Annotated in this window: 9 protein-coding genes; 7 read left to right on the plus strand and 2 right to left on the minus strand. The window is 52.9% G+C overall.

From position 1 onward, the window contains the following. Window positions 1–85: 85 nt before the first annotated feature. The 7 genes from cmoM (at window position 86) to ACS603_RS09260 (ending at window position 10,723) form a co-directional block, all read left to right on the plus strand. Entirely contained in the window at window positions 86–871 is a 786-nt protein-coding gene (cmoM, locus tag ACS603_RS09230) for a tRNA uridine 5-oxyacetic acid(34) methyltransferase CmoM (RefSeq protein ID WP_014069593.1), read from the plus strand. Further along, window positions 868–2,190 (plus strand): chromosome partition protein MukF, encoded by a 1,323-nt coding sequence (mukF, locus tag ACS603_RS09235; protein ID WP_182060245.1) that lies wholly within the window; start codon window positions 868–870, stop codon window positions 2,188–2,190. The genes cmoM and mukF overlap by 4 nt, the downstream gene beginning before the upstream one ends. Next, window positions 2,171–2,875 (plus strand): chromosome partition protein MukE, encoded by a 705-nt coding sequence (mukE, locus tag ACS603_RS09240; RefSeq protein ID WP_014069595.1) that lies wholly within the window; start codon window positions 2,171–2,173, stop codon window positions 2,873–2,875. Before mukF ends, mukE begins: the two co-directional genes overlap by 20 nt. Next, the gene (gene mukB, locus ACS603_RS09245; RefSeq protein ID WP_474944137.1) at window positions 2,875–7,323 is read left to right on the plus strand and encodes a chromosome partition protein MukB; all 4,449 of its coding nucleotides are present in this window, start codon (window positions 2,875–2,877) and stop codon (window positions 7,321–7,323) included. The genes mukE and mukB overlap by 1 nt, the downstream gene beginning before the upstream one ends. A gap of 180 nt (window positions 7,324–7,503) precedes the next feature. Beyond that, complete coding sequence (ldtD, locus tag ACS603_RS09250) at window positions 7,504–9,327, plus strand: L,D-transpeptidase (protein ID WP_315688242.1); 1,824 nt, start codon at window positions 7,504–7,506, stop codon at window positions 9,325–9,327. 176 nt (window positions 9,328–9,503) lie between these two features. After that, window positions 9,504–10,055 carry a peptidoglycan L,D-endopeptidase MepK gene (mepK, locus tag ACS603_RS09255; RefSeq protein WP_182060248.1) on the plus strand — a complete coding sequence of 184 codons (552 nt, stop codon included), beginning with the start codon at window positions 9,504–9,506 and terminating at the stop codon, window positions 10,053–10,055. A 20-nt stretch (window positions 10,056–10,075) separates the two neighbouring features. Further along, complete coding sequence (locus ACS603_RS09260) at window positions 10,076–10,723, plus strand: MBL fold metallo-hydrolase (RefSeq protein ID WP_182060249.1); 648 nt, start codon at window positions 10,076–10,078, stop codon at window positions 10,721–10,723. A 79-nt stretch (window positions 10,724–10,802) separates the two neighbouring features. Here the strand turns inward: ACS603_RS09260 and ACS603_RS09265 are convergent, their stop codons facing one another. Then, entirely contained in the window at window positions 10,803–11,993 is a 1,191-nt protein-coding gene (locus tag ACS603_RS09265; RefSeq protein ID WP_182060250.1) for an amino acid aminotransferase, read from the minus strand. Window positions 11,994–12,177: 184 nt separating this feature from the next. Further along, window positions 12,178–13,266 (minus strand): porin, encoded by a 1,089-nt coding sequence (locus ACS603_RS09270; protein ID WP_310649358.1) that lies wholly within the window; start codon window positions 13,264–13,266, stop codon window positions 12,178–12,180. Window positions 13,267–13,850: the final 584 nt, after the last annotated feature.

Genomic DNA, 13,850 nt, shown 5'->3' on the forward strand with positions numbered 1-13,850 from the left:
CCTGTGATCTTACACCAGAGAGGTTCATTCTCCGCCCGGGTATGACAAAATAGCGGTTTTGCTGTTAGCGAGTGGAACTCTCCCAATGCGGGATCGCAATTTTGATGACATCGCGGAAAAGTTTTCGCGCAACATTTATGGCACCACCAAAGGTCAGCTACGGCAGACGATCCTCTGGCAGGATCTGGACAAGCTGCTCGCTGATTTCGGTGACCGCAAGTTGCGCGTGCTGGATGCCGGTGGCGGGGAAGGTCAGACCGCCATACTGATGGCTCAGCGGGGCCATCACGTCACGCTTTGTGATTTGTCTGCAGAGATGGTTGCGCGAGCACAACGTGCGGCAGAAGAGAAAGGTGTGAGCGACAACATGCATTTTATACATTGCGCCGCTCAGGACATCCCGCAGCATTTGGAAACTCAGGTTGATCTGATATTGTTTCATGCTGTGCTCGAATGGGTGGCCGAACCGCAAGCGGTCTTAAAAACGCTGTGGTCGATGCTGTGCCCTGGCGGTGCGTTATCGCTGATGTTCTACAATGCAAATGGCCTGCTGATGCGTAACGTACTGGTGGGCAATTTTGGCTACGTGCAGCAGGGTATGTATAAAAAGAAACGGCGCACGCTTTCACCGGATTTCCCGCGCGAACCGCAGCAGGTTTACGGCTGGCTGGAGGAGATCGGCTGGGAGATCACCGGTAAAACAGGCGTGAGGGTGTTTCATGATTATCTGCGTGATAAACAAAAACAGCATGACTGCTTAGATGCCTTAACAGAAATAGAAACGCGGTATTGCCGCCAGGAGCCTTACCTGAGCCTTGGCCGCTACATTCACGTCACCGCGCGCAAGCCGCAGAGCAAGGATAATCTATGAGTGAATTTTCCCAGACAGTCCCCGAACTGGTTGCCTGGGCCAGGAAAAATGATTTCTCCATCACGCTGCCGGTAGACCGTCTCTCTTTCCTGCTGGCGGTTGCTACGCTGAACGGCGAGCGTCTGGATGGAGAAATGAGCGAGGGTGAACTGGTGGATGCGTTCCGCCATGTCAGTGATGCGTTTGAGCAAACCAGCGAAACCATTAGCGTGCGTGCCAACAACGCGATCAACGATATGGTGCGTCAACGTCTGCTGAACCGCTTTACCAGCGAGCAGGCGGAAGGAAACGCCATTTATCGTCTGACGCCACTGGGCATTGGCATCACCGATTACTATATCCGCCAGCGCGAATTCTCCACGCTGCGCCTTTCTATGCAGCTGTCCATCGTGGCAGGCGAACTTAAGCGTGCCGCTGATGCGGCGGATGAAAACGGCGATGAGTTCCACTGGCACCGCAACGTCTATGCGCCATTGAAATATTCGGTGGCGGAAATTTTCGACAGTATCGACCTGACCCAGCGTCTGATGGACGAACAACAGCAGCAGGTGAAAGACGATATCGGTCAACTGCTGAATAAAGACTGGCGCGCGGCGATTTCCAGTTGTGAACTTTTGCTGTCAGAAACGTCCGGTACGCTGCGTGAATTGCAGGATACGCTGGAAGCGGCAGGCGATAAGCTTCAGGCCAACCTGCTGCGCATTCAGGATGCAACGCTGGCGCACGACGATCTGCATTTTGTCGATCGTCTGGTCTTTGATCTGCAAAGCAAACTCGACCGTATTATCAGCTGGGGCCAGCAGTCTATTGACTTGTGGATTGGCTACGATCGTCACGTGCATAAATTTATCCGTACCGCGATCGATATGGACAAAAACCGCGTCTTTGCCCAGCGTCTGCGTCAGTCGGTGCAAACCTATTTTGATGCACCATGGGCGCTGACTTACGCCAATGCCGATCGTCTGCTCGATATGCGTGACGAAGAGATGGCGCTGCGTGATGAAGAGGTGACAGGGGAACTGCCACCGGATCTCGAATACGAAGAATTCAACGAAATTCGCGAACAACTTGCAGCGATGATCGAAGAGCAGCTCGCGGTCTACAAAACCAGACAAGTGCCGCTGGATCTCGGGCTCGTGGTGCGCGACTATCTGGCGCAATATCCACGTGCGCGCCATTTCGATATTGCACGTATTGTTGTCGATCAGGCGGTTCGCCTGGGCGTAGCACAAGCAGATTTCACCGGCCTGCCGCCGAAATGGCAGCCGATTAACGATTACGGAGCCAAGGTACAGGCGCATGTCATTGACAAATATTGAACAAGTGATGCCAGTTAAGCTGGCACAGGCGCTGGCGAATCCGTTGTTTCCGGCGCTGGACAGCCAGCTGCGTGCCGGTCGTCACATTGGCCTTGACGAGCTGGATAATCACGCCTTTTTGATGGATTTCCAGGAGTACCTGGAAGAGTTTTACGCGCGCTATAACGTTGAACTTATCCGTGCGCCGGAGGGTTTTTTCTACCTGCGTCCGCGCTCTACAACGCTTATTCCCCGCTCAGTGCTTTCTGAGCTGGACATGATGGTCGGTAAAATTCTTTGCTATCTCTATCTCAGCCCGGAACGTCTGGCAAATGAAGGGATCTTTACCCAGCAGGAGCTTTACGACGAGCTGCTGTCGTTGGCAGATGAAAGCAAACTGCTCAAGCTGGTGAATAACCGCTCTACGGGGTCGGATCTCGATCGCCAGAAATTACAGGAAAAAGTTCGCTCTTCCCTGAACCGCTTGCGTCGTCTGGGTATGGTCTGGTTTATGGGCCATGACAGCAGCAAGTTCCGCATCACCGAATCCGTCTTCCGCTTTGGCGCAGATGTACGTGCGGGCGATGATGCCCGTGAAGCGCAGCTGCGCATGATCCGTGATGGTGAAGCGATGCCGGTGGAAAACCAATTGCAGCTCAATGAAGAGCATGAAGAGAACCAGGCGGATAGCGGGGAGGAAGAGTAATGATTGAACGCGGTAAATTTCGCTCACTAACGCTGATTAACTGGAACGGCTTCTTTGCCCGAACCTTCGATCTGGATGAGCTGGTTACGACGCTCTCCGGCGGTAACGGTGCGGGTAAATCCACGACCATGGCGGCGTTTGTCACAGCGCTTATCCCGGATTTAACGCTGCTGCACTTCCGTAATACCACCGAAGCAGGGGCAACAAGCGGCTCCCGTGATAAAGGTCTGCACGGTAAGTTGAAAGCTGGTGTCTGTTATTCCGTGCTGGACGTCATTAACTCCCGACACCAGCGTGTCGTTGTGGGTGTGCGTTTACAGCAGGTCGCCGGGCGCGACCGTAAAGTGGATATCAAACCTTTTGCGATCCAGGGGCTGCCAACGTCTGTGCAGCCGACCGCGCTGCTGACGGAAACACTGAACGAACGCCAGGCTCGCGTGCTGACGCTGCAAGAGCTAAAAGATAAGCTCGAAACTATCGAAGGCGTGCAGTTCAAGCAGTTCAACTCCATTACCGATTACCACTCGCTAATGTTCGACCTGGGCGTGGTGGCTCGTCGTCTGCGCACTGCGTCTGACCGTAGTAAATATTACCGTCTGATCGAAGCCTCGCTGTACGGCGGTATTTCCAGCGCCATTACCCGCTCCCTGCGCGACTACCTGTTGCCGGAGAACAGCGGCGTGCGTAAAGCCTTCCAGGATATGGAAGCAGCCTTGCGTGAAAACCGCATGACGCTGGAAGCCATTCGCGTTACTCAGTCCGATCGTGACCTGTTTAAACATCTGATCAGCGAAGCCACCAACTACGTGGCCGCAGATTACATGCGTCATGCTAACGAGCGGCGCGTGCATCTCGACCAGGCGCTTGAGTATCGTCGCGAACTGTTCACTTCCCGCAAACAGCTGGTGGCAGAGCAGTACAAACACGTTGAAATGGCGCGTGAGCTGGGCGAGCACAATGGTGCGGAAGGGGACCTGGAGGCCGATTATCAGGCAGCCAGCGATCACCTGAACCTGGTGCAGACTGCGCTGCGTCAGCAGGAAAAAATCGAGCGCTACGAAGCGGATCTCGATGAGCTGCAAATCCGTCTCGAAGAGCAAAATGAAGTGGTGGCCGAAGCCGCCGACATGCAGGAAGAAAACGAAGCCCGCGCCGAAGCCGCCGAACTGGAAGTGGATGAGCTGAAAAGCCAACTTGCCGATTACCAGCAGGCGCTGGATGTTCAGCAGACACGTGCAATTCAGTACACCCAGGCATTGCAGGCGTTACAACGTGCGAAAGAGCTGTGCCATCTGCCAGACTTAACGCCGGACAGCGCTGACGAATGGCTGGATACCTTCCAGGCGAAAGAGCAGGAAGCGACCGAAAAACTGCTGTCTCTCGATCAGAAAATGAGTGTGGCTCAGACGGCGCATAGCCAGTTTGAGCAGGCGTATCAACTGGTTGTGGCAATTAACGGCCCGCTGGCGCGTAACGAAGCCTGGGACGTTGCCCGCGAATTGCTGCGCGACGGCGTGAATCAACGCCATCTGGCTGAGCAGGTTCAGCCGCTACGGATGCGTCTGAACGAACTGGAACAACGCCTGCGCGAACAACAGGAAGCCGAGCGTCTGCTGGCCGATTTCTGCAAGCGTCAGGGCAAAAATTACGATATTGACTCTCTCGAGACGCTGCATCAGGAGCTGGAAGCACGTATTGCCGCGCTTTCCGACACCGTATCCAGCGCGAGCGAACAGCGCATGACGCTGCGCCAGGAGATGGAACAACTTCAGTCCCGCTCACAGACGCTGTTGCAGCGTGCACCAGTCTGGCTTGCGGCGCAAAGTAGCCTGAGTCAGCTTAGCGAGCAGTGCGGTGAAGAGTTTGCCTCCGGTCAGGAAGTCACCGAATATCTGCAACAACTGCTGGAGCGCGAGCGCGAGGCAATTGTTGAGCGTGATGAAGTCGGCGCACGCAAGCGTGAAGTTGACGACGAAATCGAACGTTTAAGTCAGCCGGGTGGTGCGGAAGATGCACGCCTGAATACCCTGGCAGAGCGTTTTGGCGGCGTGTTGTTGTCTGAGATTTACGACGATGTGGGTCTGGATGACGCGCCTTACTTCTCCGCGCTGTATGGCCCGTCACGTAATGCGATTGTTGTCCCGGATCTGTCGCTGATTGCCGATCAGCTCGCCGGCCTGGAAGATTGCCCGGAAGATCTCTATCTGATCGAAGGGGATCCGCAGTCGTTCGATGACAGCGTGTTCAGCGTTGATGAGCTGGAAAAAGCGGTAGTGGTGAAAATCGCTGACCGCCAGTGGCGTTATTCCCGCTTCCCTGAACTGCCATTGTTTGGCCGCGCAGCGCGTGAAAACCGCATCGAAAGCCTGCACGCCGAGCGTGAAACGCTTTCTGAACGTTTTGCAACCCTGTCGTTTGACGTACAGAAAACGCAGCGTCTGCACCAGGCGTTCAGCCGCTTTATCGGTAGCCATTTGGCCGTTGCTTTTGACGCTGACCCGGAAGCCGAAATTCGCAAGCTCAGCACGCGTCGTGGCGAGCTGGAGCGTGCCATTGCCAATCATGAAAGTGATAACCAGCAGAGTCGTGCACAATTTGAGCAGGCGAAAGAGGGCGTTGCCGCGCTGAACCGCATTCTGCCGCGCCTGAACCTGCTGGCAGACGACACCCTTGCTGATCGTGTGGATGAAATTCAGGAACGCCTGGACGAAGCACAGGAAGCTGCGCGCTTTGTGCAGCAGCATGGAAACCAGCTGGCGAAGCTGGAGCCTGTTGTCTCGGTATTGCAGAGCGACCCTGAACAGTTTGAACAGTTAAAAGAAGATTACGCCTGGTCTCAGCAGGTGCAACGCGAAGCGCGTCAGCAGGCATTTGCGCTGACCGAAGTCGTTCAGCGTCGTGCTCACTTTGGCTACTCCGATTCAGCAGAAATGCTGAGCGGCAACAGCGATCTTAACGAGAAACTGCGCCAGCGTCTTGAACACGCCGAAGCAGAGCGTACCCGCGCGCGTGAGGCGTTGCGTAGCCACGCCGCGCAGCTCAGCCAGTACAGCCAGGTCATGGCCTCGCTGAAAAGCTCGTTCGACACCAAGAAAGAGCTGTTAAACGACCTGCATAAAGAGCTTCAGGATATTGGCGTGCGTGCTGACAGCGGCGCCGAAGAGCGCGCGCGCATTCGCCGTGACGAGCTGCATGGCCAGCTCAGCAACAACCGCGCGCGTCGTAATCAGCTGGAAAAAGCATTGACCTTCTGCGAAGCCGAGATGGATAACCTGACCCGTCGTCTGCGTAAGCTGGAGCGTGATTACTTTGAGATGCGTGAACAGGTGGTGACTGCGAAGGCGGGCTGGTGCGCGGTGATGCGTATGGTGAAAGACAATAACGTTGAACGTCGTCTGCACCGTCGTGAGCTGGCTTATCTTTCTGCTGACGAACTGCGCTCTATGTCGGATAAGGCATTGGGTGCCCTGCGTCTGGCGGTGGCGGATAACGAACACCTGCGCGATGTGCTGCGTATGTCGGAAGATCCAAAACGCCCTGAGCGTAAAATTCAGTTCTTTGTTGCGGTTTACCAGCATCTGCGCGAGCGTATCCGTCAGGATATCATCCGTACTGACGATCCGGTTGAAGCCATTGAACAGATGGAAATCGAGCTGGGCCGTTTGACGGAAGAGCTGACTTCACGTGAGCAGAAGCTGGCGATCAGTTCCCGCAGTGTGGCGAACATTATTCGTAAGACTATCCAGCGCGAGCAGAACCGTATTCGTCAGCTGAACCAGGGGCTGCAAAGCGTATCCTTTGGCCAGGTGAACAGCGTGCGCCTGAACGTGAACGTGCGTGAAGCCCACTCCACATTGCTGGATGTATTGTCTGAACAGCACGAGCAGCATCAGGATCTGTTCAACAGCAACCGCCTGACCTTCTCAGAAGCGCTGGCGAAGCTGTATCAGCGCCTGAATCCGCAGATCGATATGGGTCAACGTACCCCGCAAACCATCGGTGAAGAGCTGCTGGATTACCGTAACTACCTGGAAATGGAAGTTGAGGTTAACCGTGGTTCAGACGGCTGGTTGCGTGCGGAATCTGGCGCACTCTCTACCGGTGAAGCTATCGGTACAGGTATGTCGATTCTGGTGATGGTTGTTCAGAGCTGGGAAGATGAAGCGCGTCGTCTGCGCGGCAAAGATATCTCTCCATGTCGTCTGCTGTTCCTTGATGAAGCGGCACGTCTTGATGCCCGCTCTATTGCCACGCTGTTTGAGCTTTGCGATCGTCTGGATATGCAGCTCATCATTGCAGCACCTGAGAACATCAGCCCGGAAAAAGGCACAACCTATAAGCTGGTGCGTAAAGTATTCCAGAACAGCGAACACGTACACGTGGTCGGGTTGCGTGGTTTTGCGCCACAGCCGCCGGAGTCGATGCCAGGAACGGCTGACGCGTCATAACGCGTTTTGTTACAAAGGGCGGCGCAGAAGCGCCGCTTTTTTTATTCACTTAACTTGTGCTTACGGCTGCGTTATCTTTAAACTTCTTTACATAAGGTAAGGCAACACTGTTTTAGCCTTCCTATAATGAAGAAAAGCCCCAGTATGATGGGCATGTCGTAAGAAAACAGGGGGCAAGGGATGTTGCTAAAGAAAATTCGTGGTCGTCAGCTGTCTGCACTGAGTTTGTGCCTGGCAGTGATGTTTGCTCCACTGTTTAGCGCTCAGGCTGATGAGCCTGAAATTGTGCCGACTGACAGCTCTGCGACGACAGGCGCGCAGCCAACGTCGTTGTCTCAGCCGCTGGAGCAATCTCCGGCGACGGCGATCATGGCCGGTATTAAGCCGCTGCCAGAAGGCATAAACATTGAATCACTCCAGCAACAGCTTCTGACGGGGCTGCCTTCTGGTTACCAACCTGCGTATCTCAACCAACTGACGCTGCTCTATGCTGCACGCGATATGAAGCCCATGTGGGACAATCGCGATGCGGTTCGTGCTTTCCAGCAACAGCTGGCAGAGGTTGCTATCGCCGGTTTCCAGCCACAATTTACCGCCTGGGTTGAACTGCTGACCGATCCGTCTGTGACCGGCCAGGCGCGTGACATCGTGCTGTCAGACGCCATGATGGGCTACCTCCAGTTTGTCGCCGGAATTCCGGTCAATGGTAATCGCTGGCTCTACAGCGACAAGCCTTACAAGTTGGCAACCCCCGCTTTATCGGTGATTAACCAGTGGCAATTGTCGCTGGATAACGGCAATTTGCCGGGCTTTATTGCAAGCCTGGCTCCGGCACATCCACAGTATGCCCCTATGCATCAGTCGTTGCTTACGCTGGTGTCTGATACCCGTCCGTGGCCGCAGCTACGTGGCGCAGGCTCATTGCGGCCGGGGCAGTGGAGCAGTGATGTGCCAGCCTTGCGCGAAATTCTTCGACGTTCCGGTATTCTGGAGGGCGGGCCAAAAATCGCTTTACCCGGAGATGACCCACAGAGCGTAGTCGTAAGCCCGTCCGCACCTGCAAAAGTGAAAAACGTGCAGGTCATCAGTGATAAACCGGCTGCCTACGACCGCGAGCTGGTGGCTGCCGTTAAGCAATTCCAGGCCGCACAAGGGCTGGGTGCAGACGGTGTTATTGGGCAATCAACGCGCGACTGGCTGAATGTCACCCCGGCACAGCGAGCAGGCGTGCTGGCGCTGAATATCCAGCGTCTGCGCTTGCTGCCAGGCACATTATCGACTGGCATTATGGTGAATATTCCGGCGTACTCGCTAGTCTATTACCAGAACGGCAGCGAAGTGCTGGCTTCCCGCGTGATTGTGGGTCGCCCGGACCGTAAAACGCCAATGATGAGCAGCGCCCTGAATAACGTCGTGGTTAACCCGCCGTGGAATGTACCGCCAACGCTTGCCCGTAAGGATATCCTGCCCAAATTGTGGAATGACCCAGGCTATCTGGAACGTCATGGTTATACCGTAATGCGCGGCTGGAACAGCAAAGAGGCGATTGACCCTTACATGGTTGACTGGTCAACCATTACGGCGTCTAACCTGCCGTTCCGTTTCCAGCAGGCACCTGGCGCGCATAATTCGCTTGGGCGTTACAAATTCAACATGCCAAGTTCGGAAGCGATTTATCTGCACGACACGCCAAACCACAACCTGTTCCAGAAAGATACCCGCGCGCTCAGCTCTGGTTGCGTTCGCGTCAATAAAGCCTCTGAACTTGCGAATATGCTGTTGCAGGATGCGGGCTGGAACGATACGCGGATATCCGATGCGCTGAAACAAGGAGATACACGCTACGTTAATATTCGACACAATATTCCGGTTAATCTTTACTATCTGACCGCGTTTGTTGGCGAAGATGGGCGTACCCAGTATCGTACAGATATTTACAATTACGATCTCACTGCGCGATCGGGCGCACAAATTTTGCCAAAAGCTGAACAATTAATCAGGTAAATGAAGTAGTTCGGGAAAATTGATTGTCGTAAGTTATGGTGAATGCGTGGCAATATGGCTGTAAGCCGCGTGTTTACTGGGGTTGGGCGCCTTGACGTAGGTTGTTTTGCCAGTTAAGGTGCCCTTCGTGCGCTAAGCATATATACGATAAACATTGACCTGTAGACCTGATTATCATGGACAAATTTGACGCTAATCGCCGCAAACTGCTGGCGTTAGGTGGTGTTGCGCTTGGCGCAGCGGCCATCTTGCCTACGCCAGCATTTGCCACCCTCTCGACACCTCGTCCGCGTATTTTAACGCTCAACAATCTGCATACTGGTGAGTCGCTTAAAGCGGAATTTTTCGATGGCAGAGGCTATATTCAGGATGAATTAGCAAAACTAAACCATTTTTTCCGTGATTTCCGCGCGAATAAAATAAAAGCCATCGATCCTGGATTATTTGATCAGCTTTTCCGCCTCCAGGGCCTGCTCGGAACCAGCAAGCCTGTGCAACTCGTTTCCGGTTATCGCTCTCTTGATACCAACAATGAATTGCGCGCCCGTAGCCGTGGGGTAGCCAAAAAAAGCTATCACACTAAAGGACAGGCGATGGATTTTCATATTGAAGGCGTTTCGTTAGCCAATATTCGCAAAGCTGCGTTATCTATGCGTGCAGGTGGTGTAGGATATTACCCCAGCAGCAACTTTGTGCATATTGATACCGGGCCCGTTCGGCACTGGTAATAACGAAATACAGGAGCAGTATGAACTATCGTATTATTCCGGTTACCGCGTTCTCCCAGAACTGTTCATTAATCTGGTGTGAGCAAACCAAACTGGCCGCGCTTGTCGATCCCGGTGGTGACGCCGAGAAAATCAAGCAAGAAGTCGCAGCGTCGGGTGTGACGCTGATGCAGATTTTGCTGACCCATGGTCATCTTGATCATGTGGGGGCTGCGGCGGAGCTGGCGCAACACTACGGTGTGCCGGTGATTGGCCCGGAAAAAGAAGATGAGTTCTGGCTGCAAGGGTTACCTGCCCAAAGCCGCATGTTTGGCCTTGATGAGTGTCAACCTCTGACACCCGACGCTTACCTGAACGAAGGGGAGAGCGTTACCGTAGGGAATGTGACTTTACAGGTGTTGCATTGTCCTGGGCATACGCCAGGTCATATCGTCTTCTTTGATGATAAATCGCGTTTGCTGATTTCCGGTGATGTGATTTTCAAAGGTGGCGTAGGACGCAGCGACTTCCCGCGCGGTGACCACGGTCAGTTGATTCAGTCGATTAAACAGAAATTATTGCCGCTGGGCGATGATGTGACGTTTATTCCTGGACATGGCCCGATGTCGACGCTGGGTTACGAGCGTATACACAACCCGTTCCTCCAGGATGAAATGCCTGTCTGGTAAGCCAGATTAAATAAAAAAAGCCTGCATGATGCAGGCTTTTTTATTGGTCGGGTGCGTGAAAACATCACCCGACGGATTGTTACAGCACAGCGACAATCGCTTCGCACAGCGGCGCCATGTTGTCTGGTGTCATGCCGGCAACGTTAACACGGCCTGAAGCCACCGCGTAAACGCCAAACTCTTCACGCAGACGCAGAACCTGTTCTTTGGTCAGGCCGCTGAAAGAGAACATGCCGTTCTGTTTGATAATAAAGCTGAAGTCGCGGTCAGCGCCTTTCTCAGCCAGGGTGTTCACAAACAGCAGACGCATACGCTGGATGCGCTGGCGCATATCGTTCAGCTCTTGTTCCCAGATTGCACGCAGGGCGTCGTTGCTCAGGATGGTCGCGACCACCGATGCACCGTGCGCTGGTGGGTTAGAGTAGTTAGCGCGGATCACAGACTTCATCTGGCTGAATGCGCGATCAACAGTTTGCTCATCAGCGGCAACCAGCGTACATGCACCTACACGCTCGTTGTACAGGCCGAAGTTCTTGGAGTAGGAGCTTGCAACAATCAATTCCTGATGCACAGCAGCGAAGGCACGCAGGCCTTCAGCATCTTCTTCCAGACCACGGGCAAAGCCCTGGTATGCGAAGTCGAACAGCGGCAGCCAACCTTTTTCAACGGACAGTTTAGCCAGTTGTTCCCACTGTTCCAGCGTAGGATCGATACCCGTTGGGTTATGGCAGCAGCCGTGGAACAGCACCACGTCTCCAGCTTGTGCTTCGCTCAGGCTGGCCAGCAGGCCATCGAAGTCGAGAGCGTGTTTTGCTGCGTCGTAGTAAGCGTATTCACACACTTCCAGACCCGCAGAGTTAAACACGCTTTTGTGGTTCGGCCAGCTTGGATTGCTAACCCACACACGTTTAACAGAGGTATTTTTTGCCAGGAAATCCGCCGCAACACGCAGCGCGCCAGTACCGCCAGGGGTCTGCGCAGTGCGGGCACGCTTATCGGTCACGATCGCGTTGCCTTTTCCGAACAGCAGTTCCTGAGTGCAACGACCAAATTCAGGGATACCATCAATACCGAGGTAGTTTTTGGTGGTTTCGTTTTCCAGCAGATACTGCTCAGCTTTTTTAACGCTGGTCAGTACCGGAGTCTTGCCGGTTTCATCTTTATATACACCAATACCCAGGTTGATTTTGCCAGGGCGGTCATCGGCACGAAACAGATCGGCCAGGCCCAGAATTGGGTCGGCAGGAGCGGCGGTAATGTTCTCAAACATGACGAAGTTCCATTGTGATTACAGGAGTGAAATCCGCTATCAGGTTAACGGTAGATTTACAAAATGCCAACCGTTTGCGACAAAAAGCGTGCGGCTTTTCAAAAGTCGCCATTATTTACTATCAGACATAAAAAAACAGGGCCGAAGCCCTGTTTCTTAAGCATAGAACAAAGTGGTGTACTGATTAGAACTGGTAGGTCACAGCCATTGCAACCTGGTCGTCTTTACCGTTCACGATACCAACGTTACGAGAGTAAGAGGTGTCGTCGATCAGGTTCAGCTGGTAGTCAACATAAACGTTGAAGTTTTTGTTGAAGTAGTAAGTTGCACCCAGTTCAACAAATTTCTGCAGGTCAGCATCGCCGCCATTGAAGGTGCCACGCTGAGACAGGTTTTTACCTTTAGACTGAACGTAAGACACGGAAGGACGCAGACCGAAGTCGAACTGGTACTGAGCGATCACTTCGAAGTTCTGAGTTTTGTTCGCGAATGAACCGTCAGCTTCACGAGTCATGTTGCGGGTTTCAGCATAGGTGGTTGCCAGGTAGATGTTGTTAGCATCGTATTTAGCACCAACAGCCCATGCTTCAGCTTTGTCGCCTTTGCCGTCAGCAGTCTGAAGGTTGGTACGGTCAGAGTTGCTGTATGCACCGATCAGACCGAAGCCTTCACCGAATTCGTAACCAACAGAGGTACCGAAGCCGTCACCGTTAGCGGTTTTAACGTCAGTACGGTCGTTTTTACCCTGATACTGCAGGCCCAGGCTCAGACCATCAACCAGACCGAAGAAGTCAGTGTTGCGGTAGGTCAGAACGCCAGTAGTACGGCCAGTCATGAAGTTATCAGAGTAGTTAGCCCAGGTCATACCGGAGAAAGAAGGTGCCATATCGGTCAGACCTTCTACATCGTATACGATACCGTAGTTACGGCCGTAGTCGATAGAACCAGCATCACCGGCTTTCAGGCCAGCGAACGCCAGACGGGTACGCTGAGTCTGGTTGCTTTCTGCCTGGCTTGCCAGAGCACGGTATTCCCACTGACCGTAACCAGTCAGTTGGTCATTGATTTGAGTTTCGCCTTTGAAACCGATCTGTGCATAGGTGTTGTCGCTGCTGTCGGTGTTGTCACCAGAGGTAACGAAGTCATGCTCACCAACAACTTTCCCGTACAGATCCAGTTTGTTGCCGTTTTTGTTATAGATTTCTGCAGCGTTAGCTGCACCGGCTACCAGCAGAGCAGGGATAACCACTGCCAGGATATTGCGCTTCATCATTATTTATTACCCTCATTGGTTTTTTTATGACACTCGCCACTGCCGTCAATAAATTCTGTCAATAAATATTTCCGGAACTATTGATGAGAGTTTGGTGTCTTTATGTATCTGACAGGCATCTTTCCATTCATAGAACCGTTTCGCTAGCCTGAAAATGCTACAATTCTAAAGATTGAGTAACAAAAAGAAATAATGTGTAAGAATTTGTGTATTTTAAGGAACTTTGTGAACCACCTCAAATTTCAGAACTGATTGGCTAATTAAAAGCCTGGTTCTTTCCTATGTATATGAATTGCTTATGCTTAATTTGGATAAAGGCAATTCATATAAACAGAAGTTAAACGACTCGTTTTTTCTTATGACCGCTACCAGCCTTCTGGATGGCTGTGAATGCGGTTGAAATTTGTGCTAAAGCATCAGGAATGCATTAAGCGCAATAAGAGTGTGGTTTATTTTTTGTTCACAGATATTTCGTGGAAACAAAACGTAACAGGTAGAGGTTATGACGGGGTTGTAGTTTAAAGATGCTGACTTTCAACTGACGAAAACTGACAAAGCAGAATAAAATAATGGCCAGCAATTGC

Source organism: Enterobacter sp. Li2LvB3, assembly GCF_056156645.1.

Bases quoted from the DNA above. Each gene is read 5' to 3' on its own strand.
- cmoM (WP_014069593.1), top strand. From the start codon at position 86: ATGCGGGATCGCAATTTTGATGACATCGCGGAAAAGTTTTCGCGCAAC.
- mukF (WP_182060245.1), top strand. From the start codon at position 868: ATGAGTGAATTTTCCCAGACAGTCCCCGAACTGGTTGCCTGGGCCAGG.
- mukE (WP_014069595.1), top strand. From the start codon at position 2,171: ATGTCATTGACAAATATTGAACAAGTGATGCCAGTTAAGCTGGCACAG.
- mukB (WP_474944137.1), top strand. From the start codon at position 2,875: ATGATTGAACGCGGTAAATTTCGCTCACTAACGCTGATTAACTGGAAC.
- ldtD (WP_315688242.1), top strand. From the start codon at position 7,504: ATGTTGCTAAAGAAAATTCGTGGTCGTCAGCTGTCTGCACTGAGTTTG.
- mepK (WP_182060248.1), top strand. From the start codon at position 9,504: ATGGACAAATTTGACGCTAATCGCCGCAAACTGCTGGCGTTAGGTGGT.
- ACS603_RS09260 (WP_182060249.1), top strand. From the start codon at position 10,076: ATGAACTATCGTATTATTCCGGTTACCGCGTTCTCCCAGAACTGTTCA.
- ACS603_RS09265 (WP_182060250.1), bottom strand. From the start codon at position 11,993: ATGTTTGAGAACATTACCGCCGCTCCTGCCGACCCAATTCTGGGCCTG.
- ACS603_RS09270 (WP_310649358.1), bottom strand. From the start codon at position 13,266: ATGATGAAGCGCAATATCCTGGCAGTGGTTATCCCTGCTCTGCTGGTA.